The 25,709-nt window shown below is 59.8% G+C and carries 21 protein-coding genes; 15 read left to right on the top strand and 6 right to left on the bottom strand.

The window, feature by feature from the left end:
* Positions 1-167: 167 nt before the first annotated feature.
* Positions 168-2,663, top strand: a complete 2,496-nt coding sequence (locus AB1S50_RS01065; RefSeq protein ID WP_367148511.1) for a TonB-dependent receptor plug domain-containing protein — start codon at positions 168-170, stop codon at positions 2,661-2,663.
* Between the two features lie 185 nt (positions 2,664-2,848).
* Here AB1S50_RS01065 and AB1S50_RS01060 read toward each other — a convergent pair whose 3' ends face one another.
* Together AB1S50_RS01060 and AB1S50_RS01055 are read right to left on the bottom strand one after the other, a co-directional pair.
* Positions 2,849-6,034, bottom strand: coding sequence for an efflux RND transporter permease subunit (locus AB1S50_RS01060; RefSeq protein WP_367148510.1), 3,186 nt, complete (start codon positions 6,032-6,034; stop codon positions 2,849-2,851).
* 10 nt (positions 6,035-6,044) lie between these two features.
* Positions 6,045-7,217 (bottom strand): efflux RND transporter periplasmic adaptor subunit, encoded by a 1,173-nt coding sequence (locus tag AB1S50_RS01055; RefSeq protein WP_367148509.1) that lies wholly within the window; start codon positions 7,215-7,217, stop codon positions 6,045-6,047.
* A 1,224-nt stretch (positions 7,218-8,441) separates the two neighbouring features.
* On the opposite strand from AB1S50_RS01055, the gene AB1S50_RS01050 reads away from it, so the two are divergent.
* Positions 8,442-9,359: a zinc metalloprotease gene (locus tag AB1S50_RS01050; RefSeq protein ID WP_367148508.1), complete on the top strand. Its 918-nt coding sequence runs from the start codon at positions 8,442-8,444 to the stop codon at positions 9,357-9,359.
* A 409-nt stretch (positions 9,360-9,768) separates the two neighbouring features.
* Here AB1S50_RS01050 and AB1S50_RS01045 read toward each other — a convergent pair whose 3' ends face one another.
* Positions 9,769-10,587, bottom strand: coding sequence for a PDZ domain-containing protein (locus AB1S50_RS01045; protein ID WP_367148507.1), 819 nt, complete (start codon positions 10,585-10,587; stop codon positions 9,769-9,771).
* Positions 10,588-10,946: 359 nt separating this feature from the next.
* Here AB1S50_RS01045 and AB1S50_RS01040 point away from each other — a divergent pair, with 359 nt between their 5' ends.
* The 4 genes from AB1S50_RS01040 (at position 10,947) to ung (ending at position 13,394) form a co-directional block, all read left to right on the top strand.
* Positions 10,947-11,486, top strand: coding sequence for a YaeQ family protein (locus tag AB1S50_RS01040; RefSeq protein ID WP_367148506.1), 540 nt, complete (start codon positions 10,947-10,949; stop codon positions 11,484-11,486).
* A gap of 100 nt (positions 11,487-11,586) precedes the next feature.
* Positions 11,587-12,069, top strand: a complete 483-nt coding sequence (locus tag AB1S50_RS01035; protein ID WP_367148505.1) for a YajQ family cyclic di-GMP-binding protein — start codon at positions 11,587-11,589, stop codon at positions 12,067-12,069.
* 15 nt (positions 12,070-12,084) lie between these two features.
* Complete coding sequence (locus AB1S50_RS01030; RefSeq protein WP_367148504.1) at positions 12,085-12,666, top strand: uracil-DNA glycosylase family protein; 582 nt, start codon at positions 12,085-12,087, stop codon at positions 12,664-12,666.
* 5 nt (positions 12,667-12,671) lie between these two features.
* The gene (gene ung, locus AB1S50_RS01025; protein ID WP_367148503.1) at positions 12,672-13,394 is read left to right on the top strand and encodes a uracil-DNA glycosylase; all 723 of its coding nucleotides are present in this window, start codon (positions 12,672-12,674) and stop codon (positions 13,392-13,394) included.
* 17 nt (positions 13,395-13,411) lie between these two features.
* Here the strand turns inward: ung and ygfZ are convergent, their stop codons facing one another.
* On the bottom strand, positions 13,412-14,446 hold the full coding sequence (gene ygfZ, locus AB1S50_RS01020; protein WP_367148502.1) for a CAF17-like 4Fe-4S cluster assembly/insertion protein YgfZ: 1,035 nt from the start codon (positions 14,444-14,446) through the stop codon (positions 13,412-13,414).
* 156 nt (positions 14,447-14,602) lie between these two features.
* Here ygfZ and AB1S50_RS01015 point away from each other — a divergent pair, with 156 nt between their 5' ends.
* Complete coding sequence (locus AB1S50_RS01015; protein WP_367148501.1) at positions 14,603-14,848, top strand: FAD assembly factor SdhE; 246 nt, start codon at positions 14,603-14,605, stop codon at positions 14,846-14,848.
* Positions 14,823-15,275 carry a protein YgfX gene (locus tag AB1S50_RS01010; protein WP_367148500.1) on the top strand — a complete coding sequence of 151 codons (453 nt, stop codon included), beginning with the start codon at positions 14,823-14,825 and terminating at the stop codon, positions 15,273-15,275. Before AB1S50_RS01015 ends, AB1S50_RS01010 begins: the two co-directional genes overlap by 26 nt.
* Positions 15,276-15,452: 177 nt before the next feature.
* On the opposite strand, the gene nadB is transcribed toward AB1S50_RS01010, so the two are convergent.
* Positions 15,453-17,060 (bottom strand): L-aspartate oxidase, encoded by a 1,608-nt coding sequence (gene nadB, locus AB1S50_RS01005; protein WP_367148499.1) that lies wholly within the window; start codon positions 17,058-17,060, stop codon positions 15,453-15,455.
* Between the two features lie 171 nt (positions 17,061-17,231).
* On the opposite strand from nadB, the gene rpoE reads away from it, so the two are divergent.
* From rpoE to ycjG, 5 genes are all read left to right on the top strand, one after another.
* Positions 17,232-17,846 (top strand): RNA polymerase sigma factor RpoE, encoded by a 615-nt coding sequence (gene rpoE / locus AB1S50_RS01000; protein WP_367148498.1) that lies wholly within the window; start codon positions 17,232-17,234, stop codon positions 17,844-17,846.
* Positions 17,847-18,034: 188 nt separating this feature from the next.
* Positions 18,035-18,724 carry a sigma-E factor negative regulatory protein gene (locus AB1S50_RS00995; protein ID WP_367148497.1) on the top strand — a complete coding sequence of 230 codons (690 nt, stop codon included), beginning with the start codon at positions 18,035-18,037 and terminating at the stop codon, positions 18,722-18,724.
* Positions 18,725-18,726: 2 nt separating this feature from the next.
* Complete coding sequence (locus tag AB1S50_RS00990) at positions 18,727-19,761, top strand: MucB/RseB C-terminal domain-containing protein (RefSeq protein ID WP_367148496.1); 1,035 nt, start codon at positions 18,727-18,729, stop codon at positions 19,759-19,761.
* Between the two features lie 10 nt (positions 19,762-19,771).
* On the top strand, positions 19,772-20,221 hold the full coding sequence (locus AB1S50_RS00985; protein ID WP_367148495.1) for a SoxR reducing system RseC family protein: 450 nt from the start codon (positions 19,772-19,774) through the stop codon (positions 20,219-20,221).
* A 197-nt stretch (positions 20,222-20,418) separates the two neighbouring features.
* Complete coding sequence (ycjG, locus tag AB1S50_RS00980) at positions 20,419-21,366, top strand: L-Ala-D/L-Glu epimerase (protein ID WP_367148494.1); 948 nt, start codon at positions 20,419-20,421, stop codon at positions 21,364-21,366.
* A gap of 2 nt (positions 21,367-21,368) precedes the next feature.
* On the opposite strand, the gene mpaA is transcribed toward ycjG, so the two are convergent.
* A complete protein-coding gene (gene mpaA / locus AB1S50_RS00975; RefSeq protein WP_367148493.1) occupies positions 21,369-22,085 on the bottom strand; it encodes a murein tripeptide amidase MpaA in 717 nt (238 codons plus the stop codon).
* A gap of 224 nt (positions 22,086-22,309) precedes the next feature.
* Here mpaA and AB1S50_RS00970 point away from each other — a divergent pair, with 224 nt between their 5' ends.
* A complete protein-coding gene (locus AB1S50_RS00970; protein WP_367148492.1) occupies positions 22,310-23,707 on the top strand; it encodes a Do family serine endopeptidase in 1,398 nt (465 codons plus the stop codon).
* 170 nt (positions 23,708-23,877) lie between these two features.
* The gene (lepA, locus tag AB1S50_RS00965) at positions 23,878-25,683 is read left to right on the top strand and encodes a translation elongation factor 4 (protein WP_367148491.1); all 1,806 of its coding nucleotides are present in this window, start codon (positions 23,878-23,880) and stop codon (positions 25,681-25,683) included.
* Positions 25,684-25,709: the final 26 nt, after the last annotated feature.

The raw sequence follows: 25,709 nt of genomic DNA, 5'->3' as shown, positions 1-25,709 counted from the left end.
TAAATTCTTTTTATTTTCTGGAAACAATTTTTAGGGGGCAAGACTGCGGAATTTCTGGCAAGATTGCTGCTGCGAATATAGCCCGTTAGGGATTTAAAGCGGGTGCGAGCCTAGTCAGGTTGATCATCCGGCACATTTAAGAGATAACAATAAAGGAAACAGGACGTATGCAAATCAAAGTAAAAAAAATGAGCCCCAGCTTGCTGGCCGTGGCGGTCGCTGTTGCGGCGGGTTCCAGCACTGCGCAAGAGGAGATTATCGAAGAGGTCATTACCATCGGCACCCGGGTGGAGGGGCGCTCCGCGTCGGACTCAGCCGCGCCGGTGGATGTGATTTCCGCAGAGGAGTTCGTCAATCAGGGCGATGGCGACATGTCCAATCTGCTGCGCAACGTGGTCCCCTCCTACAACGTCAATGCCCAGCCCATCAGCGACGCGGCGACCATAGCCAGGCCGGCCAACCTGCGTGGCCTGTCTTCGGACCACACGCTGGTGCTGGTGAACGGAAAGCGCCGCCACCGCTCGGCGGTAATCTCTTTTCTCGGCGGCGGCCTGGCAGATGGTGCCCAGGGCCCGGATATCTCTGTGATTCCCGCCATAGCCCTCAAGCAGGTGGAGGTTTTGCGCGACGGTGCGGCGGCCCAGTATGGCTCCGACGCCATTGCCGGGGTGGTTAACTTCCAGCTGAAAGACGCCAGTGACGGCGGCAGCATCGAGACCAAGTGGGGCACCACTGCCGAGGGCGACGGCGACCAGTATATGGTATCCGGCAATATCGGCATGCCGCTGACCGCTGCCGGCTTTGCCAATTTCAGCTATGAATACCGCCAACAGGACGCCACCAGCCGCAGTGTGCAGCGCGATGACGCCGCAGGCCTGATTGCCGCCGGTAACACTGCCGTGGCCGACCCGGCGCAGGTCTGGGGCCAGCCGGAGGTGAAGGACGATGTAAAAGTATTCGCCAACCTCGGTCTGGAACTGGGCGACGGTGCTGAAGCCTACGCTTTTGGTAACTACGCCACCAAGACGGTGGACGGCGGCTTCTATTTCCGTAACCCGGACAACCGCCCGGCGGTATTTGCGATAGATACCGATGAAGACGGCGACGTTGATACGCCACTGGTCGGTGACGAGGATCCCAGCAATGGGCTCGACGACTGTGTCGGCTTCAGTCATGCGGACGCCGCCAGCAGCGATGAGTGTTTCTCCTTTACGGAAATTTTTCCCGGAGGCTTCACCCCCCGCTTTGGCGGCGATGTGGTGGACCTGGCCGGGGTGGCCGGTGTGCGCGGGGAGATGGACAATGGCTGGGGCTACGATGTAAGCCTGGGGGTGGGCCGGAGTGAGGTGGAGTTCTTTATCTACAACACCGTCAATGCCTCCCTGGGTTCCGCCTCCCCCACCAGTTTTAATCCCGGCACCTATATCCAGACGGAACAGAATTTCAACCTGGACCTGAACCGGCAGCTGGACCTGAGCGGTACCACCGTTTACTTTGCCACCGGTTTCGAGTGGCGGGAAGAACAGTTTGAGGCGCAGATTGGGGATCAGGCTTCCTGGGAAGTGGGCCCCCTGGTGGACCAGGGTTTCTCCATTGGCTCCAACGGTTTTCCCGGCTTCGGCCCGCAGGTGGCCGGCACCTTCGATCGCCAGAATGTCGCTCTTTATTCCGATGTGGAGGCGGAACTCACCGACAGTCTGTTGCTGGGGGCGGCTTTGCGCTGGGAGGATTTCAGTGACTTTGGTTCCACCAGCAACTATAAGCTCTCCGCCCACTACCAGGTTGTCGACAGCCTGGCGCTGCGCGCCACCACCTCTACAGGCTTCCGCGCACCCACTCCAGGCCAGTCCAATATCAACGCGGTCTCCACTGTTTTTGTGGAAGGAGAATTGGTGAACCAGGGCACCATCCCGCCCACCAGTCCGGTGGCGTTGGTCTACGGGGGCAGGCAGCTGGAGCCTGAAGAGTCCACCAACTACACCTTCGGCGCCGTGTTCAATATCGGTGACCTGGACGTGACACTGGATTACTTCAATATCGATGTCGAGGGCCGGTTGTCGCAGTCGGCGGATCGGGAATTGAGCGACGAGGAGCGCGCGGAGCTGGTGGCCGCCGGCATTACCGGGGCGGAATCACTGGACTCGTTCAAGTTTTATACCAACGACTTCGATACCAACACCCGGGGGCTCGATCTGGTGGCAACCTATCCGCTGGACCTGATGGGCGGTAGCACTGACCTGAGTCTGGCCTTCAACTGGACCGAGACCGAGATTGAGGATTTCAATCCCGACACTATGAGTAGCCTGCGGATTCGCCAGATAGAGGACAATTTGCCAAATACCCGTGGCAACATCTCCCTGAGGCATGCGGAGGACAATTGGCGTGCCCTGGCGCGAGTCAACTACTTCGGTGCCTTCTGGGAGCCGCACCTGGAGGCTGAGGCACTGCCGATCGACGCGCCGTCCGAGGTGACACTGGATGTGGAGGTGGGTTACAACTTCACCGACCAGCTCTCCCTTATCGCCGGTGCCGAGAACATACTGGATAATTACCCGACGGAGCACGAGTGGAGTGGTGTTGCCGGTTCCAGATACCCGGCTACCTCGCCGATGGGTTTTAATGGCGCCTTCTACTATATGCGCGCGCGGTATGATTTTGACTGAGGGCACTAAATAAAAAAAAACCGGCAACCAAATAGGTTGCCGGTTTTTTTTCAGCCTTAGGTCTCAAGTCCTGTCCGACTCGCTTCCAGCGACAACTGAGATCCTCCTTGGGCGGGTTTCCTGCCCGGATCTACTTTCTTCCGCCTTTATATAGCCGCAAAGCCCGGAGCAATAGCCGGGGTGTTTTACAGGGCGTCCGCTGTTTGTGTTTTTTCCCCTTTTTCACTGGCAACCTCATCCAACTGAGCCGGCCCGGAATTTTGCGGCACTTTTTTACGGCCAAAAACCCGCTGCACCACGACGAAAAACAGTGGGATAAAGAAGATGCCCAGCAGGGTTCCCACCACCATGCCGCCCAGTACCCCGGTGCCGATGGCGCGCTGGGCGCCGGATCCCGCTCCAGTGGAGATGGCCAGTGGCAGCACGCCGAGGCCGAACGCCAGTGAGGTCATCAGAATCGGGCGCAAGCGGTCGCGCACCGCGCGCATAGTGGCTTCCACCACCGCCATGCCGTTTTCCAGGTTCTGCTTGGCAAACTCCACGATCAGGATGGCGTTTTTACTGGTCAGGCCAACAGTGGTGAGCATGGCCACCTGAAAATAAACATCGCGCTCCATGCCCCGCAAAGTGTTGGCAAGCACCGCACCCAGCACCCCCAGGGGCGCCATCAGCAGCACCGCCGTGGGTACTGTCCAGCTCTCATAGAGTGCGGCCAGGCACAGGAACACAATCAGCAGCGACAAGGTGTAGAGCAGCGGTGCCTGGGCGCCGGCGGCGCGCTCCTGATACGACAGGCCACTCCACTCCATACCGATGCCCGCCGGCAGCTGCGCGACCAGTTTTTCCACCTCCTGCATGGCCTCCCCGGAGCTGACGCCTGGTGCCGCCTGGCCATTGATCTGCATGGCGGGCACACCGTTATAGCGCTCAAGGCGCGGTGAGCCGTAGTCCCAGGAGAAGCTGGCGAAGGAGGACAGCGGCACCATGTCGCCCTTGTTGTTGCGTACAGACCACAGCTGGAAATCCTCCGGCACCATACGGTAGGGCGCATCCGCCTGCAGATAAACCCGCTTGACCCGGCCGCGGTCGATAAAGTCATCGATGTAGGCGCTGCCCCAGGCGGTACTCAGGGTGCTGTTGATGTCGGCGATGGACAATCCCAGCGTCGCCGCCCTGGCAGTATCTATCTCGACGCGAAACTGCGGCGTGTCCTCCTGACCGTTGGGACGGACATTGGCGAGCAATGGGTTCTGCCCGGCCATGCCCAGAAACTGGTTCCGGGCCGCAGTCAGCGCCTCGTGGCCCAGGTTGCCGTTGTCCTTCAGGTAAAAGTCAAAGCCGCCGGAAGTGCCCAGTTCGGGCAGTGGCGGCGGGGCGAAGGCGAAAGCCAGGGCGTCCTTTATCTGCGTGAAGGCGCCCATGGCCCGCATGGCCACTGAGCTGACACTTTGTGCCGGCTGCTCGCGCTGGGACCAATCCTCCATATTGATAAAGGCGATCCCCGTATTCTGGCCGCTGCCGGCGAAGCTGAAGCCCTGCACCGCGAACACGGATTTTACCGTGCCCTGTTCCTGGTCCAGAAACTGGTCCTCCACCTTGCGGATAGAGGCCATGGTGCGCTCCTGAGTGGCGCCCACCGGTGCCTGGACCATGGCGAACAGAATTCCCTGGTCCTCATCGGGGAGGAAGGACGTGGGCAGGCGCAGGAACAGCAGTGCCATCACCGCGGAGAGCCCCACAAAAAGCAGCATAAAGCGGCCGCTGCGGGCCAGGATCGCACTCACCCCGGTTTGGTACTTTTGATTGCCGCGCTCGAAATTGCGATTGAACCAGCCGAAGAAGCCCTTCTGTCCGTGGCTGCCGCCCTTGGGTAAAGGTTTCAGCAGGGTGGCACAGAGGGCCGGGGTCAGAATAATCGCCACCAGCACCGACAGAGCCATGGCGGCGACAATGGTTGCGGAGAACTGCCGGTAAATTACCCCGGTGGCCCCATCCAGGAACGCCATAGGCACGAACACCGCCGACAACACCACGCCAATACCCACCAGGGCCGCGGTTATCTGTCGCATGGATTTTCTCGTCGCCTCCCGGGGGGGCAACCCCTCTTCGCTCATCACCCGTTCGACGTTTTCCACCACCACAATGGCGTCGTCCACCAGCAGGCCGATAGCCAGAACCATGGCGAACATGGTGAGCATATTCACCGAGAAACCCAGTGCGGCGAGTACGGCGAAGGTCCCCAGCAGCACCACCGGCACTGCGATGGTGGGAATCAGGGTCGCGCGGAAATTCTGCAGGAACAGGTACATCACCAGAAAAACCAGGATGACCGCCTCGATCAGGGTGCTGATAACCCCTTTTATGGAAACCTTGACGAAGGGCGTGGTATCGAAGGGCACCACTGTCTCCAGGCCCCGGGGAAAGAAAGGCTCCAGCTCTTTCAGTTTCGCCTTGACCGCCTCCGCGGTGTCGAGTGCATTGGCGCCGGTGGCCAAGTTGATTGCGATACCGGTCGCCGGCTGGCGGTTGTAGCGGGAGATAAACTCGTAGTTTTCGGCCCCCAGTTCCACCCGTGCAATGTCGCCGAGGCGCAGCAGGGAGCCGTCGTCATTGGCCCGTACTAGGATCTGGCGAAACTGCTCCGGCGTCTGCAGACGACCCTGGGAGGTGATGGAAGCGTTGAGTTGCTGTCCCGGTACCGAGGGTGCACCACCCAGGTCGCCCACCGCCACCTGGGCATTCTGGGCCCGCACTGCCGCCGCCACATCCGCTGGCGACAGTCGGTAGGTGAGCAGCTTGTTCGGATCCAGCCAGATACGCATGGCGTACTTGGAGCCAAACACCTGTACATTGCCCACGCCGGGTACCCGGCTGATGGGGTCCACCACCGCGGAGTTGATATAGTCGGCGATATCGTTGCGGTTCATGCTGCCGTCTTCCGACACGAAACCGGCTACCATCAGGAAGCCCGAGCGGGATTTGCTGACGCTCACCCCCTGGGTCTGCACTTCCTGCGGCAGCAGCGGCAACGCCAGCTGCATCTTGTTCTGCACCTGCACCTGGGCGGTATCCGGATCGGTGCCGTTTGCAAACGTCAGGGAGAGGGAGGCACTGCCATTGGACTGGCTGGTAGCAGACATATAAATCAGGCCATCCAGGCCTTTCATGCTCTGCTCAAGAATCTGGGTGACCGAGTCCTCCACCACCTTGGCCGAGGCGCCGGGGTAATTCGCGCTGATATTCACCGCGGGTGGTGCAATATTCGGGTAGCGCTCCACCGCCAGTTTGCTGATGGACAGAGCCCCTGCCAACATGGTGATGATGGCCAGAACCCAGGCGAAGATTGGGCGGTCAATAAAAAAACTTGCCATAACCCTGTCCTTAAACCCCCGGCTCGGTGGCCTGGGTATCCCCCGTCGCAGCCGGCTGTTGTTCATCGGTAGCTTCAGTGGGACGCACTGGCGCACCCGGGCGGACCTTTTGCAGACCGGCCACTACCACCCGATCCCCGGCCTGCAGGCCGCCTTCCACCAGCCAGCGGCTGCCCACTGTGCGGCTCACTTGCACGGAACGCTGTGCCACTACATTTTCCGGGGTTACTACCATCGCCGATGTGTTGCCTTTGGGATCCCGGGCTATACCCTGCTGAGGTACCAGAATAGCGTTATCGCGCACGCCGCTGCCCACCACCGCGCGCACATACATGCCCGGCAGCAGCATATGGTCCGGGTTGGGCACCACTACCCGCAGCAACACACTGCCGGTGGAGGGGTCCACACTGGCATCGGCAAATTCCAGTTTGCCCGGGTGCGCGAACTCACTGCCATCTTCCAGCAGAATCTTTACCGGCAGGTGGCTGGCTTCAGCCAGGGCACCCGCATCCAGGGCCCTGCGCAGACTCAGCAGTTCCGCGGCGGACTGGGTGACATCCACATAAATCGGGTCCAGTTGTTGTACCGTTGCCAGCGCCGCACTCTGGTTGGCGGTGACCAGTGCGCCTTGGGTGACCGCAGACTTGCCGATGCGGCCGCTGATGGGCGATGTAATCCGGGCATAGTCCAGCTGAATCCTGGCCCTCTGCAGCTCCGCTCTGGCCGCTGCCACATTGGCCCTGGCTTCCTGCAGGTCCGCTTCGGCGGAGTCGTTCTCCTGCTCGCTTACCGCGCCGTTGCCAATTAGGTCCTTGGTGCGCTCGGCCTTCAGGCGGGCGATGTTCATAGCGGCTTCTGCGCGCTGCAGATTGGCCTGGGCACTGTCCCGGTCCGCGCGGTAGATGGCGTCGTCCAGTTGGTAGAGCGGCTGGTTGCTATCGACCTGTCCGCCCTCGCGAAACAGCTGCTGTTTTACGATGCCGTTAACCTGCGGGCGGACTTCCGCCACCTTGAATGGTGCCGTGCGTCCGGGCAGCTCCCTGGTGAGAGTGACCGGTTCGGACTTGAGGGTAACGACCGTCACCTGAGGTGCCATTCCCGGGGGCACCGCGCTCTCTTCGCTACAGGCCGAGAGCAGTGAGGATACGGCCAGAAGACCGGCGAGAATTTTCCTGTTGAGCATGACTACCTCGATAAGGGCCGACTGTGCGGATGCTGTAATCGAACACGGGGAATATTGAAGTGGCGGGAAGGCCGATTCCATTCATGGTGTATTTTATGTGATTGCGTGAGTTTCGATCAACCACTTAATGTGGGTGGATTTGCGGCTTGCGGAAGGCTTTAACCAATGTGGTCAAGGGCTTGGGTGTTCTCCGGCCAGATTCCCCCTGCGGCGAAGTGTCGTAATTCCGCGCCCAGACGAGAGGGAAGTCGACGGGAGAGGGGATGGTTGCCTTGATCACAGTGAAAAAGCAGCCAATTCCGGTTGTATCCATTGCGGCTTATGGCCGCGGGGCAGGGCAGTCGCCGGCTGCCAAAGTTGCCCGGATGTGGACACCGTCGGCGTATTGGCTGTGGCTGTAAATGGTCAGATTACTTTAGGCGCAGATACTGGCCGGGCACGGGAGTTTGGTGTTGTCCTGAATTTAGTGTGGATTTTTGCGAGGGTTCTGGTGTGTGATTCCGTTGACCCCAGAACGGATTTGCGCGTGCCAAGTCAACTGTGCAAACACAGATCCTGCACCGCAAAAGCCATAATACCCAATTCGGGACAGGGCTGGCTCGGATATTTGGGTGCAGATCTATCGATCAAACTAAAGCTCCCACAACAGTAGGTGCATTGCCATGCTCTGATATGACTTCAGTTTTTAAGGCTGTGTACTTGGTGGCATTGTTGAGTATTTGGCAGTGATGACTGTTGAGACCAAGCGACCATAAATACTTTTTGCGTGTTTGGGAAGGTCAGGGGAGTACCATATATGCGCTACTATTCAAGTCGTAACTGTAGAGAATTTCAGTTATTTTTATTCGGTTTCCACAGTAACTCATCAATATAATTTTCAGGTGGGATTGTCAAAAAAAGTATATATGAAATGTGAGCCACACCCCATTTTTGGTGGCAAACAATACTGCTTAAGATGGCGAATTTTCCCCTAAAAAATAAGGCATAAAACTTTTCTGGCGATATTTTAATTTGAGCTCGGGATAAGTTTTTCCCTATGCGTAAAGCTGCAGTTAATGGAATTGTTGGGTGTAGATTCTTTGGGTTTTTCGGTAGTTAATTTGGGCGCCAATATATTATTATTGCGGCCCCTAAGGTTGACAGTGATATAAGAAAAACTCGATCTTATGCGGGCTTCATTTGAAGTAAAACAATAATCAACAATAAATGCTAAGGAATTCTTCTATGCAACTTTCTTTGCGAACCAATCTCATTGGTAAGGCTTTGGCTTTTTGTGTGCTCGCAACCCCTATGGCTGCCAGTGCGCAAAGCGACAGTGCATTCGGGCATGCCAGCGACAACGCCAACTTTCTCCGCTGTGGCACCAAGCACCCAACGGATAAAGAGGCCGCTTTGAGGGAGGAACATCTCAAGAATATGCGGGTCAGAGCGTCGGACTCCGACGCCAGCGCCGCCTATGCCGAGCGCTCCGCGGGGTCTGTCAGTGTCGATGTGCACTTTCACGTGATCACTGATAGCAGCAATAACGGCGCGGTTTCAAATTCTGTTATCAACAATCAGATGAACGTCCTGAATGCCGCCTTTGCGGATACGCCTTTCACATTCAATCTGGTATCCACCACCAGCACCGCCAACAATGCCTGGTACAACGTAAGCCCTGACTCCCCGGCGGAAGCCGCCATGAAGTCGGCTCTGCGCGTGGGTGATGCCAGTGATCTGAACATTTATGTGGCCAACATAGGTAACGGGCTGCTGGGCTGGGCGACTTTCCCCAGCTGGTATGCCGGTAACCCCATTGACGATGGAGTGGTGGTGCTGACCGGTTCACTGCCCGGTGGTAGCGCTGCGCCCTATAACGAAGGGGATACCATGACCCACGAGGTAGGGCACTGGCTGGGTCTCTACCATACTTTCCAGGGTGGTTGCCGGGGCAGCGGTGACTATGTTGCCGATACGCCGGCAGAGAGATCACCGGCGAGTGGTTGCCCGATAGGTCGCGATTCCTGTAAAGGCAAGAGTTCACCGGGTGTAGACCCGATCCATAATTTTATGGACTACAGCTACGACTCCTGCATGTTCGAGTTTACCGCCGGGCAGTCCAGCCGCGCGGACGAAATGAGTAGCGTTTATCGCGGCCTCTAACAGGTTGCTGAAAAGTCTTCCCAGGCTTTTATCAACCGGGGTTTGCGGCACATGTCCGCAAACCCTCCACGGCAAACCAGGCAGTTATCCCTCTAATTTGCCACCCGCACATCCCTGTTTCAACAGCCTGCTAGGGCCTGTTCACACTAACTGAGATAGCCCTGCTGCCCCTGGTTTAGTGGCCTGCAAGGCAGGAATTGTGCAGTGTGGTGGGCCCACATGAGCAATTTCTAACGCCGCAGGGCGCTAAACCAGGGGCAGCAGGGCTATCTCAGTTAGTGTGAACAGGCCCTAAGACCGGGGGTAGGACGTATTCCACAACTGGTGCTTGATTGCCCTATGCGATATTCGGTTTGTGCAGATAATAGCGGCCTTTGTGGGGCAGTCCCTTATCCGGTTGTGCCGTGACCTATCCGCGAATACCCAGTGGTCCGCTGGGCACAAACAGCGTGTCCTTCTGCCCTGTTTCGGCCCGCTTCACTTCGATAGCCACGTTTTTTCCCGGGGGCACCTTGTAGATTTCCCGGCGCAGGTCGCCCATGTGGAAGATCCTCTGTCCGTTGTAGGAAACGATTCTGTCACCAGGCTGCAATCCCGCTGCCGCCGCTGGCGTGTCGATAACCACCTTGCGTACTTGCATATCGGCGGGCCCGCCGATCACCTGCAGATACGCTTCAAACTCCGCATCCGTCAGTTCGTCTGCCAGTGCCCGGCGGGGATTTCTGTAGTGTTCCATTTGTTCCCGCAGTGCCAGAGCTTCTGCGGAGCCCTTGTCCGCCAGATGATGGTAGCTGTGGGACAAAGACATATGTTCATAGTTGAAGCGCTCCTGTCTGCGCAGCACTAATTCAGCCCGATCGCGATGCATGCCCGCGCGCAGCAGTTGCTGGAGCTGGTGGTCGCGCAAACGCTGCTGGCTGTCGCGCCTCGATCGAGGCTGACTTGCCGAGGTCTGACGGTCGGGGGCGGCCGAGTCGGCGTGGTCGGCAGTGGCGGTACCATCGACCTGGGCCTGGATATCACCCACCAGTTCCAGCAGACGGCCCTGGATGTCGTTGATGCGCTGCAGGGAGGATTCAAGGCGCGCTACACGGAGTTCGAGGCTGGCGGTGTCGGTAACCGCCGAAGCGGGATTTGCTGAAGCTTTACCGGTTAGTTCGGCAGCGATATAGGCGGCAGGAACCAGTGCGAGAACACCGGCGGCGGCGATGAGTATTTCACTTCTCATTGTGAATCGACTCTCTATATCTGTTCTGGTACTTGGGGATTGATCCCGGGTACCGGGTTAAATAGTAGTGTACGAAAATTTAGCCGTTTCTGCCGGCGACCTTTGTCTAATCAGCCTGGCGCGGTATTGTCGCGGGCTTTGGAGTGGCACTGTCGTATAGATGGCGAGGCTTGGATTGGCGCTATTGCGACTCAAGTCTGCACTGGTGTTGCCGGCGGCTTCTTGTGTCCGGCCAAGGGTTGTAGCAGTAGCCGGCGGCGATATAATCCCGGCGCACAATGCTGCTGTTCCTAGGCCTGTAATAGCCAGGGCGGTTTGCCTGGGCCTGGATTCCGTCAACACCGGGGTGTTCTACTCTAATGGCATTAAAAGCAACCATCTTCAAAGTCCGGCTCCAGGTGGCGGATATGGATCGGGAGTATTATGGGGAACACCAATTGACTCTGGCGCGTCACCCTTCCGAAACCGATGAGCGGATGATGGTGCGGTTGTTGGCTTTTGCCCACAATGCGTCGCCACAGCTTGAATTTACCCGGGGGCTTTCGTTGGGAGACGAAGCGGACCTTTGGCAGTTGGGGCTGAGTGGAGCCATCGAACTTTGGGTCGAAGTGGGGCTGCCGGGGCCCGAGCGGTTGCGCAAGGCCTGCAATCGCGCAGATCGGGTTCTGGTATACAGCTATGGGCGGCGCACGGCGCAGGTCTGGTGGCAAAAACAGGAGCAGGCTCTGGGTCGCCACGAAAACCTGTGTGTCTACCACCTGGATGCCGATGCCTGTGCGCAACTTGCAACCATGGCGGAGCGCAATATGGATCTGCATGTCACTGTGCAGGACGGGCGTATCTGGATTGGATCGGGAAACCGCAGTGCGGAGCTGGTGGCGGAGATCCGAAAACCCTGAGTCACAGACTCAAAACACGCGGGGTCGGGCCGATTGGCTCAACCCGAAGGGCGCCCATTTGGCCTGGGAGTTACGCGAGCTACACAACAAGGAGATAGCAATGCCTTCATTTGACATAGTGTCCGAAGTGGACAAGCACCAGTTGACCAATGCGGTGGATCAGGTAAACCGCACCGTGGCCAACCGCTTCGATTTTAAGGGTGTGGATGCGGAAGTGGAGTTAAATGAATTCTCCCTGGTAGTGCGCGCCGAGGCGGATATCCAGCTGGATCAGATGTTGGATATGCTGCGTGCGGCGCTGGTCAAATATCAGATAGATCCCCTGGCGATGGAGGTGGGGGAAAAGGAACAGTCCGGCAAACAGCTCAAGGCCTCGGTGACGATGAAAAACGGCCTGGAAAAAGATCTGTCAAAGAAGATCGTCAAGTTGATCAAGGATGAAAAGCTGAAAGTGCAGGCGGCCATTCAGGGCGACCAGGTGCGGGTCACCGGCAAGAAGCGCGACGACCTGCAGCAGGTAATGGCCATGCTGCGTGACAGGGAGCTGGAGCAGCCGCTGCAGTTCAACAATTTTCGCGATTGAGTATCTGCCACTGTCATGAGCGAATTGATTTCCCTGTTGCAGGAGGTGCGCGCCTGCCGCCTGTGTGAAGAGCTGCTGCCTTTGGGGCCAAATCCCGTCGTGCGCGCCGGGGAATCCGCCCGTTTACTAATTGTCGGCCAGGCGCCCGGAACCCGCATGCATGAAACGGGTATCTCCTGGAATGACCCTTCCGGGGATCGCCTGCGGCGGTGGCTCGATATTAAGCGGGACGCTTTCTACGATGACTCAAGGATCGCCATAATCCCGATGGGATTCTGTTACCCCGGCCGCGGTGCGGGCGGCGATCTGCCACCGAGGCCGGAGTGCGCACCGGCCTGGCATGCCCGGTTGTTACAGCAGCTGCCACAGCTGCGACTCACACTGTTGATCGGCCAGTATGCGCAGCGCTATTACCTGCCGCACTGGTATGGCAGTATTACTGAAAATGTGCGGCACTTCCGCGACGCTGTGCCGGCGGGTTATTTTCCCCTGCCGCACCCCAGTCCGCGCAATACCCTCTGGCTGCGCCAGCGTCCCTGGTTCGAGGCGGAAGTCGTGCCGGGATTGCGGCGTCAAGTAGCGAAAATTCTTAGCTAATGACTATGGATACAGAGCATAAAATCAAGATTCACCCCTCCTGGCTCAAAGTGTTGGAGGACGAGTTTCGCAAACCTTATATGGCTGAACTGCGGGAATTTCTGCGATTGGAAAAGCAGGCGGGTAAGCGGATCTATCCCCCCGGCCCGCAGATTTTTAACGCCTTTAATTCAACCCCCTTCGACCGGGTTAAGGTAGTTATTCTGGGGCAGGATCCCTACCACGGGGTGGGGCAGGCCCACGGGCTCTGTTTTTCCGTGATGCCGGGGGTGCGTATTCCGCCGTCGCTGCAAAATATTTACAAGGAGCTGCACTCGGATCTGGGTATAGCGCCGGCGCGCCACGGCTGTTTGCAGCCGTGGGCAGAGCAGGGGGTGTTGCTGCTGAATGCGACCCTGACCGTCGAGGATTCCAGAGCCGGCGCACATCAGGGGCGCGGTTGGGAACAGTTCACTGACACGGCTATAGGCGCTCTGGCGGAACAGCGGGAAGGGCTGGTATTTATTCTCTGGGGCAGTTATGCACAGAAAAAGGGCGCGGTTATCGATCGCAGCCGCCACTTGGTGCTGAGCGCCCCGCACCCTTCGCCCCTGTCGGCAAATCGGGGTTTCTTCGGCACCCGGCCTTTTTCCTCAGCCAATGACTGGCTGCTGCAACACGGCCAGCAGGCGATCGAGTGGGCCCTGCCGGAGGCCGCTGCACTGCGTCGGGTGGCGGTGGAGGTGTAGTCGCCCTGTTGTGCACGTCAGGGTTCTGCTAATGGATCGGCGTCCGCATCATAGGGCAGATCCAGCAGTTCCAGGGCGCGGCCATCGCCGAGACAGAGGGGATCTTCCACCGCCACCAGGGCATTGTTGAGTACCGCCAGCAGTTCAATGCCGCCCGCAACGGGCGCGGCGGTCAGTACTTCACCTGCGGGCCTGTGCTCGCCGATGCGGATGTCCGTACCCGGAGTCGGCAAAGGGCCGGGTTCGCAACGGGCGCGAAACATGCGACGTTTGGTGGCGCCCCGGTATTGCAGCCGGGCCACCACCTCCTGACCCGTATAGCAGCCCTTTTTGAAACTTACGCCATCCAAGACATGCAGGTTCAACATCTGTGGAATAAACGCCTCGCTGGTGTCTGCATGCAGTTGCGGTATGCCGGCGGCGATCTGTTGACCCAGCCAGTTGCCGTAGCTGGCAGCTTGTGCGCGACTCTCCAGCCGCTGCCAGAGTTCCTCCGCTTGCGCCCGCGGTACCAGGATCGCAACCTGCTGAGGGGATACCGCAAACGCCAGTGCACGGCTGCTGTCGATCTCAAAGGGCACTACTGTGCCGCTGTCGAGGCCTTCCAGGCCCAGTAGCTCAGCCGCATGCCGGACCGCTTCCGCACCCTGCAGGCCCAGCCACTGGTGGTCAGCGCTGATATCACACAGGTCCGCCTTGAAGAAGACCGAGTACCTGGCCAGCGCCGCTGTCGCCACCGCTGCCAGATCCCGTGGCATACAGAGTACAAAATCGTCTCTGGCAACTTTTAGGGCGAAGAAGGCACTGATCACCCGGCCTTTGGGATTGCAGTGGGCGCCGAGGCTCGTGTGGCGGTCGGGCAGGTTGACCAGGTCGCAGGTGAGCTGCCCCTGAAGGAACTTCTGGCTGTCCGCCCCGGTGATCGATACCGCACCCATGGGGCTCAGGTCAATCAGCTGCAGCTCCCCACCTGTGTCTGCGAAGTGGGCCTGGTCCCGGTCCCAGGTGGCGCCCCTCCCGCTTAGAAAATCCCGCCACTGCTGTAACTCCATAATCGCCGCCCGTGTTTGAATTTGCCCACCGGCACTACCTTAGGGTGGCGCAATGTTTTTTCAACCCGTGGACAGTGGTTGAGGAGGGGATATGCCGGCGGTTCCGGCCACGGTTTACGGTATACTGCGCGAAACTCACCGCTGTTGGATTGAAGTGTGGATCGCAACCGCCTTTTTTGGGCCAGTCGCCGGGGAATGCTGGAGCTGGATCTGGTGCTGCTGCCGTTTCTGGAGCAGGTTTACGACACCCTGCCGGAGGGGGACAGGCAGCGCTATATCCAATTGCTGGATAGCGAAGACCAGGACCTGTTTGCCTGGCTGCTGAATCGCAACGACCCGGACGACCCGGAATTGCTGCGCATAGTGCAGATCATCCGTGACAATACCGGCCTGCAGGAATAATTTTAGCGCGGCAAATTTTGAGCGCAGCGCCCGGCTGCAATGCCCTGTGGTACCGTCGCGCCTCCTGGCCGCGATCCTGTTGGGAATTGGGCTCCAGTCCCTGGCACTGGTCTGGCTGAGCCAGCTCTGGTGGCCGGTCAGCCTGTTGGCGTCCGCACTGGTGATTGCCATTTGCTGGGTGGAGTGGAGGCGGATCAGAGCTGGCTGCGGAGTTTTGTCGACCCGGGAGCGGCGCTGGTTTTGGCGCACGGAAACGGCCGGGGAGCGCGAGTTTGCCTTTGAGGGCGAATTGGTGCTCTGGTCCTGGCTGATAGTGATCAACAGTCGCGACACCAAAGGCCGGCGCCTGCGGCTGGTCTTTGCACGGGACAGCCTCGGTCGCGATCACTGGCGACGTCTGCAGATGGCATTGCGATACTCCCGCTGATCGGAACAGACCTTGGCAGGTTGTTGAAAAAGGCGTCCTGCCTGTTTCAAAACACGAAAAGTGAAAAATGTGATTTTCACTTTTCTCCCAAAATCAACGACTTAGGCGTCGCCGATTTTGCCGGAACATCCATATTCCGGTAGCAGGCGTCAAAATTCTTTGAATTTCAACAGCCTGCTAGACAAACTGGCGTTGATTGGCGAAATTTTCCGGTACCAGTACTGTGTCCATCGCCAGTTCCCGCAGCTCCGGGTAGTCCAGCGAGTAGTGCAGTCCACGGCTCTCGCGCCGCTCCAGGGCGGAGCGGATGATCAGCTCCGAAACCAGTGCCAGGTTGCGCAGTTCGATCAAGTCGCTGGTGATTTTGTAATTGGCGTAAAACTCGCGAATTTCCCCCTGTAACATCCTCACCCGGTGCTCCGCCCGCAGCAGGCGCTTGCGGGTGCGGACTATGCCGACGTAATCCCACATAAACCGCCGCAATTCGTCCCAGTTGTGTGAGATGACAACATCCTCATCGGAGTCGGTGACCCGGGAGGCATCCCAGGCGGGGGCGGTGCGCGGCGGGGCTACTCCATCCAGGGTGGCCTCTATATCCATGGCGGCGGCGCGCGCATAGACCAGGCATTCCAGCAGTGAATTGCTGGCCAGCCGGTTTGCTCCGTGCAGCCCCGTGAAGGTGGTTTCCCCCACCGCATACAGCTGATCCAGATCGGTGCGGCCATGCCGGTCGACCACAACGCCGCCACAGGTGTAGTGGGCTGCGGGTACCACCGGGATAGGTTCACTGGTGATGTCGATTCCGTACTGGCGGCAGTTGTTGTACACGGTGGGGAAACGGTTGCGGACAAAGTCCGCGTCCTGGTGAGAGATATCCAGATACAGGCAGTCAGCGCCGAGGCGTTTCATCTCATGGTCGATGGCGCGTGCAACTATGTCGCGCGGCGCCAGCTCACCGCGATCGTCGAAGCGGTGCATAAAGCGGCTGCCATCCGGCAGCTTCAGCCGGGCGCCCTCGCCCCGCAGCGCCTCGGTTACCAGCAGCGCCTTGGCCTCCGGGTGGTACAGGCAGGTGGGGTGAAACTGGTTGAATTCCATATTCGCCACCCGGCAGCCGGCGCGCCAGGCCATGGCGATGCCGTCGCCACTGGCGCCATCCGGATTGCTGGTGTACAGGTAGGCCTTGCTGGCGCCGCCGGTGGCCAGCACAACGGCCCGGCCCTGGAACAGCTCTACCTGTTCGGAGTGCCGGTCGAGTACATAGACGCCGGCACAGCGGAAGCGACCTCTGGAGGGGTCGGGTTGGCGCACCAGGTCGAGGGCGATATGGTGCTCGAAACAGTGGATATTTTCCGCCTCGCGCACCCTCTCCAGCAGGGAGCTGTGTACGGCACGGCCGGTGGCGTCGGCGCTGTGCACTATGCGGCGGTGGCTGTGTCCGCCCTCCTTGGTTAGGTGGTAACCACTGTCTTCGCGATCGAAGTCCACCCCCTGCTCGATCAGCCACTGGATGGTAGCGGCGCTATTTTCGACTGTCTGCCGCACTGCATCCGGGTGGCAGAGACCGGCACCTGCATCTAAGGTGTCGGCTATATGTGATTCAATAGAATCGGCGTTGTCCAGCACCGCCGCTATACCGCCCTGGGCGAACCAGGTTGAGCCGTCCCGCAGCCGCTGTTTGGACAGCAGGGCGACGCGAAAGCGGGAGGCCAGGTGCAGGGCCAGAGTCAGGCCGGCCGCGCCGCTGCCGATTACCAGGATGTCGTAATTCGCCTGAGTAGTCATAATTTTCAATGTGTTGAGGGGTCGCGTAGTATAGCGCCTACCGTTCATTCGTCGATTTGGTCCGGAACTTATGTCGTCTCTCGAGTGTCCTCACCACCACATAACGAAAGCTTCGCGCGGCGGCCTGGGAGAAGGCTGCGGGCGTGGGGCAGTGGTTTACGGGAGTAGGGGATGACAGCGCATCAGGCGTCACCGAGTGACAGCCAGCTGGTGGAGCGGGTACAAAAAGGGGATAAGCGCGCCTTTGACCTATTGGTATTGAAGTACCAACACAAGATCCTGGCGGTGGTGAGCCGCTTTATCAAGGACCACAGCGAAGTCCAGGACGTCACCCAGGAGGCATTTATCAAGGCCTACCGGGCGCTGGCAAATTTTCGCGGTGAAAGCGCCTTTTACACCTGGATGTATCGCATTGCGATCAATACCGCCAAGAATCACCTGGTGGCCCGCGGCAGGCGTCCACCATCTTCCGATGTGGATCTCGAGGACGCTGAGTACTATTCCGGTGCGGATCTCCTGCGGGACAATGACACACCGGAAAATCAGCTGTTCCGCGACCAGTTGGAAACAGCGGTGCACGCAGCTATTCGCGCGCTGCCGGAGGATTTGCGCTCCGCGGTGACTTTGCGGGAGATGGAGGGGCTCAGTTACGAGGAGATCGCCGAGGTCATGAGCTGCCCGGTTGGCACTGTGCGATCGCGCATTTTTCGCGCCCGGGAGGCGATCGACCGGGCAGTTCAGGCGGTAATGGCTGGAGAGCCTGAAATAGTCGGCGACCGAGGTTGATGGAGGCGCCACTGGCCCCGGGCAGACTGGCGGAAAATTGTACGAATTATTTGCCGCAGCAGGGAAACGATTCGCCGCATTGAGGGTCTCAGAGCATGACCGGGGCATTCACCGGTCAGCATAGAAAAATTCAAACGCCGGTAGGGGTAACGGCCGGGCATTCAACCGCACAGAGAGGGTATACCCGTATGACTAACGGGGATCATCAGAATCGGCTTAACGAATCGCTGTCCGCACTGGTGGACGGTGAGGCCAGTGAGCTGGAATTACAACGTCTGCTGAAGGCGAGCGCCACCTCCGCAGAGATAGGTGAGCGCTGGTCGCGTTACCAGTTGGCGGCCAGCGTAATGCGTCGCGAACGGATCGCCAAAGTGAATCCGGGTCTCGCCGCCGGTGTTTCCATGGCACTGGAGCGGGAATTGCCGCTTTCCGCGCAGGCGGCGAGCGATGGTATTGCCGTCGGGGATACCGGTTACCGGCGCACCCGCCGTATGCTGACCCGGGGTGCGGTGGCTGCGACTGTCGCCTTCGCGGCCATTTTGGGTGTGCAGCAGCTGCCCGAATCTCCCGGCAGTGCGGAACTGGTGGCGACTGCGGAGCGGCCGGTTCAGCCGCCGGTGCAGTCGGTCCAGCAGCCCAGTGGTTTCTATGTGCCGGCGCCCACTGCCCGCGCAGTGAGTACGGCCATGCCGCGACTGGTTCCTGAGCGCCAGGGGGACGGTCCCGGCCAGGCGTTTGTCCAGCAGCTTACCACCCCGGAGCTGATGCGACACCTCAACCGGGTTATGGTTGAGCATTCGGAGCAGGCTGCAGAGTTGGGTAATCAGGGCATGGTACCCTTTGTGCGGGCCACTTTTGCCGAACAGGGTGGAAATTAGTCTTGCGCACAGCCTTTTCCCGCTTCAATCCACAAGCCAACAGCCTGCTGTTGGCTTTGTTGTTCATGGCTTCCCCTGTGGGCGCGAGCGGACCAGCGATCGGTTCGGCCCTGGCAGACCTAGGTTTGCAACAGCCGGCAGACGGATTAGAGCAACCCGGCACCGGCGGTTCGGATGGGGATTCGCAAGCCTCGGAGCGGATTGATTACTGGCTCGACAAGCTCTCTGCGGCAGTGGACGGGCTGGACTATCGCGGCCTGGTGACTTTCGAGCACATGGGCACACTGGAAACCTTGCAGGTGGTCCACGCCGTGCGCGCCGGGGAGCAGGTGGAGCGGGTGCGCTACCTGAGCGGCCAGCCGCGCGAGCTGATCAGCCGGGGCCACCCTGGGAACTGCGGCGATAGAATGGGTCCACTGGCACGGGTGTCGCTGTGGGGCAGCGCCGCTCGCGACGGTGCACAGAATGCCTATCATTTTTTGCTGCGCGGCGAAGAGCGGGTCGCGGATCGGGACACAGTGGTGATCGAGGCCCGCCCGCGGGACCATCACCGCCTGGGTATGCTGGTGAATCTGGACCGGGAAACGGGATTGCCGCTGAAGTCGATCCTGTTTGGCGCGGATGGCAAAATTCTGGAGCGCTACCAGTTTGTACAACTGGATCTGGGCCCTATAGATGATACAGATCTCAAGCCGCAGTCGCCCGGGGCACGTCAGATTGACCAGAGTGGTGGCTGTGAGTCCGCGCAGAGTCGCTGGCAGGTGCGCTGGCTGCCGGATGGCTACAAGCTGGTGGCGGTGCGCACACTGGCCGATGGTGACATGCTGGCGTTCAGCGACGGGCTCAGTGTTTTTACGGTCTTTGTGCAGCGTCTCGGGCCAGAACTGAACTTCAAAGGCCGCGCTATCCGCGGTGCCACGGTTGCCTATATGGACCAAATGGAAGTGGATGGTGTCAATTATACGGTCACAGTGGTGGGGGAGATCCCCGGCGCCACCGCGCAACTGGTGGCACGGGCCGTAGGCACCCAGCCCTGAGGTGACCGTGATGGTGGAACAGCAGGGTCGTGTAGTTGCGATCGAGGCCGATGCCATCTGGGTGGAGGCCACGGGGCAGCAGGGTTGCCACGGCTGTGTGGCCAGATCCGGCTGCGGCACCGGTTTGTTGAGTGACTATCTGGCGGGGAAGTCGCGGATCCGGGTCGATCTGAACAGCTGGAATCCCAGGGACCTTTCCCTCAATGACAAGGCAGTGATCGGTATCCCCGAGCATACGCTGACTGCCGCCGCCATGCTGGTCTATCTGTTACCCCTGGCTTGCCTGATGCTGGCGGCACTGGTGGGCGAGGCGCTGGCCGGCGAGAGGGGCGCCATTATAGGGGCGGCTGGCGGGCTGGTTTTGGGCGCCGCACTGGTGCACTGGCACAGTCGCCGCAATCGAACCAATCCCTCCTACACACCACTGTTGCTGCGTATCGAATCCCACCAGCCGGACTGAAGTCCCCCCGCTAAACTGGTATTAACTCGCTGACAGGACACGGACAGGTCGACGCAGGAGTTTGCCGCCAAGCCATATCGTGTAATTACACTGGATTTCAAAGGTAAAGATCCGGCTGGTGAGTGACCATCTATCGGGTTCCCGAGTGTCATTGTGCCCCTCCCGCCTGATTTTCCAGCGACTACAGGAGATTCTCCATGCGTGCCCACTGCTATAGGGAGAGCTGGCCGTTGCGAACGGCATTTGTCATTTCCCGCGGCGCCCGTACAGAGGTGCAGGTGGTGGTGGTCGAAGTGCAGGGGGGCGGGGTTACCGGGGTTGGGGAATGCACACCCTACGCCCGCTACGGGGAGTCGGTGGAGTCGGTCATTCAGCAGCTGACGCCGGTGCTGACGGATATTGGTTGCGGGCTCAGCCAGCGGCAATTGCAGTCGCGCCTGCCAGCCGGGGCGGCGCGCAACGCGCTGGACTGTGCACTGGCGGATTGGCAGGCGCGAAAGGCAGGGAAGTCCCTTCCCGGGGTGGAAAAGTTGCCCACAGTGCAGACCCTGGTCATCGATACCCCGCAGGCCATGGCATCAGCGGCGCAGGTGGCCGTATGCGGGGGGGCGGCCACACTGAAACTCAAACTCGACGACCAGCAGGTGATTGAGCGGGTGCGGGCAGTGCGCGATGCGGTGCCGGACACCCGGCTGGTGATCGATGCCAATGAATCCTGGCCGGTTGCAAATCTGGAAGCCCGCTGTCACCAATTGGCGGAATTGGAAGTCGCGATGCTGGAGCAACCGCTGCCCGCCGGCGATGACGCCCACCTGTCTTCTTTTGCTCATCCGCTGCCGATTTGTGCCGATGAGAGCTGCCATTCCCGGGACGACCTGCCGCGCTTGCGGGGGCGCTACGAAATGCTCAACATCAAACTGGATAAGAGCGGCGGTATCACCGAGGCTCTGGCACTGGCCGAGGCCGCCCGGGCCGAAGGCTTTGCGTTGATGCTGGGTTGCATGTTGTGCACATCCCGGGCAATTCGCGCTGTCTGGCCGCTGGGAGAGCGGGTACCGCTGCTGGACCTGGATGGGCCTTCCTGGCTCGCCCGGGATGTGGATCCGCCGGTGAGATACGGTGCGGGTATGGTTTACTGGGCCTGAAATCAGCCGCTCCAGGTCAGTAGACCCAGCAGTGTCTGCAGATATTGCTCGCAGGCGGCGTCAGCGGAAATCGGCGGCAGCTCAACGGTGATACAGGGCAGTGCCCGTTCGGCGCACCAGCTGCCGAAGGAGCCGGGCGTTTCGTAGTCCAGCCCTGCCACCAGTGGCAGTTCCATGCCACCCGCCAGCCACTGCCCTAGTGGAGAGTTGCCGGCGTCCTCGATACAGGCCAGTGGCTCGTGGATGGATACCACCCAGGGAGGGGCGAGCTGTTCGATCAGTTGGCACAGGGCTGCGGTTTCCGCTTCCGAGCCGCCACAGGCGCCGGTGGCCAGCTTCACATCGCGTTCTTGCGCAGTACTGGACCAGCGATAGACACTGCCGTCAGGAGTCCAGTTGGCGGTTGCGAAGTTGCGGTTGAGGTCGACCCCGCGGGCATTGGCCCGCAAACCCAGCTGGCAGCCGTCGGGGTTTACGGCAAGGATTACATGGTGGCGCAGCTGGTCCGCAGGCAGGCTGCGCAGGGCGCATGACAGTGCCACTACGGAGGCCGTCTCATCGCCGTGGGTGCCGGCCATGACGATGCTCGGCTGAGCGCGACTGTCGTCCAGGTTCTGGGCCGGAAAATACAGTAAAGGAGCGCCCAGTTCGGAGTGTCCGTACTGACGGCGCGGATGGCAGAAGCGGCCCCGTTCGGAGCGGGGGCGAGGCCTGGTCATAGTTGACTCGATTGAGAACCCTTTCCCATGTTGGCTCAAGCTGGACTTAACACTGATTTACACTATGGGGGCGAACTTTTGCGGCCAAAACGCCACTAATCGTTACCGGAAACCCATGGTCGCCGGCGGCTAAGCCCCCAATATGGGCGAAGGGCGGCCGAGGGTGACTGCCAAGTTGATTGTCCTATAGGATACTAGAAGGAATAACCAAAGGTAACAAATCGATGGTAAAGCGCAGTGTGCAGTGTCTTGTGATCCTGTGTCTCTTGATTTCGACATCCGCCTTCGCCAGGGGGCTGCCGGAACTGACCGACCTCATCAAGGAAAATTCTCCCGCAGTGGTGAAGATCAACACTATGGAGACCAGTCGCAGGGTCCGCGGTAACGAACCGCCGCAGTTCCGCGGGGACATCCCGGATATTTTCCGCCAGTTGCTGGATCCGCGCCGCGGCCAGCCGCGCCCCACCGCCACCATGGGCTCGGGCTTCATCATTTCGGACGACGGCTATGTAGTGACCAACAACCATGTGGTGGACGGCGCTGACAAGGTGGTGGTGACCCTGACGGACCGGCGTGAATACGACGCCACGGTCATAGGCACGGATGTGGCATCAGACCTGGCCCTGTTGAAAATAGAGGCCGACGACCTGCCGGCAGTGGAATGGGGTGAGTCGGACAATCTGGAAGTGGGCGAATGGGTGGTCGCCATCGGTTCGCCGTTCGGTCTCGACTATTCCGCCAGCGCCGGGATCATCAGTGCCAAGGGCCGCAGTATTCCCAACGAAAGCCGCGAGAACTATGTGCCTTTCATCCAGACTGACGTGGCAATTAATCCGGGCAACTCCGGTGGCCCACTGTTCAACCTGGATGGTGAGGTGGTGGGTATCAACTCGCAGATATACACCCGCAGCGGCGGCTCTATCGGCTTGTCGTTCGCCATCCCCTCGGACCTCGCCCGGGACGTGGTGGCGCAGTTGAAGGAAAAGGGGCGCGTGGACCGCGGCTGGCTCGGTGTCGGCATCCAGAATGTGGACCGCAAGATGGCGGAGGCTATGGGCCTGGGCACACCCAGTGGCGCCCTGGTGGCCCAGGTGGAGTCCGGTGCGCCCGCGGCCCAGGCCGGAATCATGGCCGGTGACATTATTCTGCGCTTCGACGGTGAAAAAATCTCGGAGTCCGGCGACCTGCCCCATGTGGTGGGACGGACCAGGCCCGGTAGTGAAGTCACAGTGCAGCTGATGCGCAAGGGTGAGTCGAAGAATGTCAGTGTGGTTGTCGGTACCCTGGACACTGAAGCGAACGATGCCCTGCAAACTTCCGTAGGCCCCGCCAGTGCGGAGGGAGGGCGCCTGGGTCTGGTGGTGGAGGATATCCCCGATACCCTGAAACAGCGCTGGAACGTGGATGGTGGCGTTGTGGTTCGGCAGGTGGTGCCGGGTAAACCCGGTGCCAAGGCTGGCCTGCGGAGTGGCGATATAGTGGCGCAGCTGGGGTTTGACGAAGTGCGCAACCTGAAAGACTACGTCAAGATTTCCAAGGACCTGCCCCAGGGAGAGTTGCTGCCGATCCGCTTCTTCCGCGGTGGACAGCCCACTTTCCGCACTATCCAGATAGACGGCTGAGAAATCGGCCCCGGACATTAGCCCTGGCGGCGGCCGGTGAAAACCGGCCGCCGCTGTCGTTTTATCAGCTCGGTACTGCCCAGCAGCCGCCGCCTTCTGCTAGACTTGCGCCTCGCCGCAGGCCCCGGGCCTGGTTAACATTTTGATTTTGCAAGGGTTTCTATTCCCCAGTGGCAACAGATCTGTCCCATATCCGCAACTTTTCCATCATTGCCCATATCGATCACGGCAAATCGACCCTGGCCGACCGCTTTATCCAGGTGTGTGGCGGCCTCAGTGATCGCGAAATGGCCGAGCAGGTGCTCGATAGTATGGACCTAGAGCGGGAGCGCGGTATCACCATCAAGGCCCAGAGCGTGACCCTGGATTATACGGCCCGAGACGGTGAGACCTACCAGTTGAACTTCATCGATACCCCGGGCCACGTGGATTTCTCCTACGAGGTATCCCGTTCCCTCGCCGCCTGTGAGGGCGCCCTGCTGGTGGTGGATGCGGCCCAGGGGGTGGAAGCCCAGTCGGTGGCCAACTGCTACACCGCCATCGAGCAGGGCTTGGAGGTGATTCCGGTACTCAACAAGATGGATCTGCCCCAGGCGGATCCGGACAAGGTGGCGGAGGAGATCGAGGACATTATCGGCATAGATGCCACTGAAGCGACACGTTGCAGCGCCAAGTCCGGACTCGCTGTCGAAGATGTCCTGGAGGATCTGGTGCGCCGGGTGCCGCCACCCCAGGGCGATGTGGATGCGCCGCTGCAGGCACTGATTATCGATTCCTGGTTCGACAGCTATCTGGGGGTGGTCTCTCTGGTACGCGTGGTGCAGGGCACCCTCAAGGTAAAAGACAAGATAGTGACCAAGTCCATTGGCCGTGCCCATGTGGTGGACAGTGTCGGCACCTTTACCCCCAAGCGCAATGAAACCGGTGTATTGCGCGCTGGTGAAGTGGGCTTTGTGGTGGCGGGTATCAAGGATATCCACGGCGCACCGGTGGGGGATACGCTGACCCATGCCAAGGGTGCGCAAGAGGTGGACATGCTGCCGGGTTTCCAGCGGGTCAAGCCACAGGTGTACGCAGGCCTGTTTCCGGTCAGCTCCGACGACTATGAGGCGTTTCGCGATGCGCTGGAGAAGCTGTCCCTGAATGATGCCTCCCTGTTCTATGAGCCCGAGACCTCCGATGCGCTCGGTTTCGGTTTCCGCTGTGGCTTTCTCGGCATGCTGCATATGGAAATCATTCAGGAGCGATTGGAGCGCGAGTACGACCTGGATCTGATTACCACGGCGCCCACTGTGGTCTACGAAGTGGCGCTGAACGATGGTAGTGTGGTCACCGTGGACAACCCCTCGCGGTTGCCGGACCTCGGCTCCATCGCCGAAATGCGCGAGCCCATCGCCGAGGTCAATATTCTGGTGCCGCAGGAGTACCTGGGTAACGTGATTACCCTGTGTGTGGAAAAAAGGGGGGTGCAGAGGGATATGCAGTACCTGGGCAACCAGGTGTCCCTGCGCTACGAGCTGCCCATGAGCGAAGTGGTGATGGACTTTTTCGACCGCCTCAAGTCCGTGAGCCGGGGCTTTGCATCGCTGGATTACGGATTTGTGCGCTTCGACGCGGCAAAGCTGGTTCGCCTCGATATCCTTATCAACGGCGACCGGGTGGATGCGCTGGCGTTGATCGTGCACCGCGACAATGCCCACCACAAGGGCCGCGCTATGGCGGAGAAGATGAAAGAATTGATCCCGCGGCAAATGTTCGACGTAGCCATACAGGCGGCTATAGGGGGCCAGGTGGTAGCGCGCACCACAGTGAAGGCACTGCGCAAGAATGTTACCGCCAAGTGTTACGGCGGTGATGTGACGCGGAAAAAGAAGCTGCTGGAGAAACAGAAAGAGGGCAAGCGCCGCATGAAACAGTTGGGTCGGGTCGAAGTGCCGCAGGAGGCATTTCTGGCGGTACTCAAGGTGGATCAGTAGGGCGGTCCCGCCGGTTGTGCAAACGA

It is taken from the genome of Microbulbifer discodermiae (genome assembly GCF_040742695.1).
Lineage (GTDB): Bacteria > Pseudomonadota > Gammaproteobacteria > Pseudomonadales > Cellvibrionaceae > Microbulbifer.
Note: the sequence above shows the minus strand (reverse complement) of the source record. Positions and strands in the feature narration are given on the sequence as shown.

Excerpts from the sequence above, each read along its gene's own strand:
- AB1S50_RS01065 (WP_367148511.1), top strand. The coding sequence starts at position 168 with ATGCAAATCAAAGTAAAAAAAATGAGCCCCAGCTTGCTGGCCGTGGCG.
- AB1S50_RS01060 (WP_367148510.1), bottom strand. The coding sequence starts at position 6,034 with ATGGCAAGTTTTTTTATTGACCGCCCAATCTTCGCCTGGGTTCTGGCC.
- AB1S50_RS01055 (WP_367148509.1), bottom strand. The coding sequence starts at position 7,217 with ATGCTCAACAGGAAAATTCTCGCCGGTCTTCTGGCCGTATCCTCACTG.
- AB1S50_RS01050 (WP_367148508.1), top strand. The coding sequence starts at position 8,442 with ATGCAACTTTCTTTGCGAACCAATCTCATTGGTAAGGCTTTGGCTTTT.
- AB1S50_RS01045 (WP_367148507.1), bottom strand. The coding sequence starts at position 10,587 with ATGAGAAGTGAAATACTCATCGCCGCCGCCGGTGTTCTCGCACTGGTT.
- AB1S50_RS01040 (WP_367148506.1), top strand. The coding sequence starts at position 10,947 with ATGGCATTAAAAGCAACCATCTTCAAAGTCCGGCTCCAGGTGGCGGAT.
- AB1S50_RS01035 (WP_367148505.1), top strand. The coding sequence starts at position 11,587 with ATGCCTTCATTTGACATAGTGTCCGAAGTGGACAAGCACCAGTTGACC.
- AB1S50_RS01030 (WP_367148504.1), top strand. The coding sequence starts at position 12,085 with ATGAGCGAATTGATTTCCCTGTTGCAGGAGGTGCGCGCCTGCCGCCTG.
- ung (WP_367148503.1), top strand. The coding sequence starts at position 12,672 with ATGGATACAGAGCATAAAATCAAGATTCACCCCTCCTGGCTCAAAGTG.
- ygfZ (WP_367148502.1), bottom strand. The coding sequence starts at position 14,446 with ATGGAGTTACAGCAGTGGCGGGATTTTCTAAGCGGGAGGGGCGCCACC.
- nadB (WP_367148499.1), bottom strand. The coding sequence starts at position 17,060 with ATGACTACTCAGGCGAATTACGACATCCTGGTAATCGGCAGCGGCGCG.
- rpoE (WP_367148498.1), top strand. The coding sequence starts at position 17,232 with ATGACAGCGCATCAGGCGTCACCGAGTGACAGCCAGCTGGTGGAGCGG.
- AB1S50_RS00995 (WP_367148497.1), top strand. The coding sequence starts at position 18,035 with ATGACTAACGGGGATCATCAGAATCGGCTTAACGAATCGCTGTCCGCA.
- AB1S50_RS00985 (WP_367148495.1), top strand. The coding sequence starts at position 19,772 with ATGGTGGAACAGCAGGGTCGTGTAGTTGCGATCGAGGCCGATGCCATC.
- ycjG (WP_367148494.1), top strand. The coding sequence starts at position 20,419 with ATGCGTGCCCACTGCTATAGGGAGAGCTGGCCGTTGCGAACGGCATTT.
- mpaA (WP_367148493.1), bottom strand. The coding sequence starts at position 22,085 with ATGACCAGGCCTCGCCCCCGCTCCGAACGGGGCCGCTTCTGCCATCCG.
- AB1S50_RS00970 (WP_367148492.1), top strand. The coding sequence starts at position 22,310 with ATGGTAAAGCGCAGTGTGCAGTGTCTTGTGATCCTGTGTCTCTTGATT.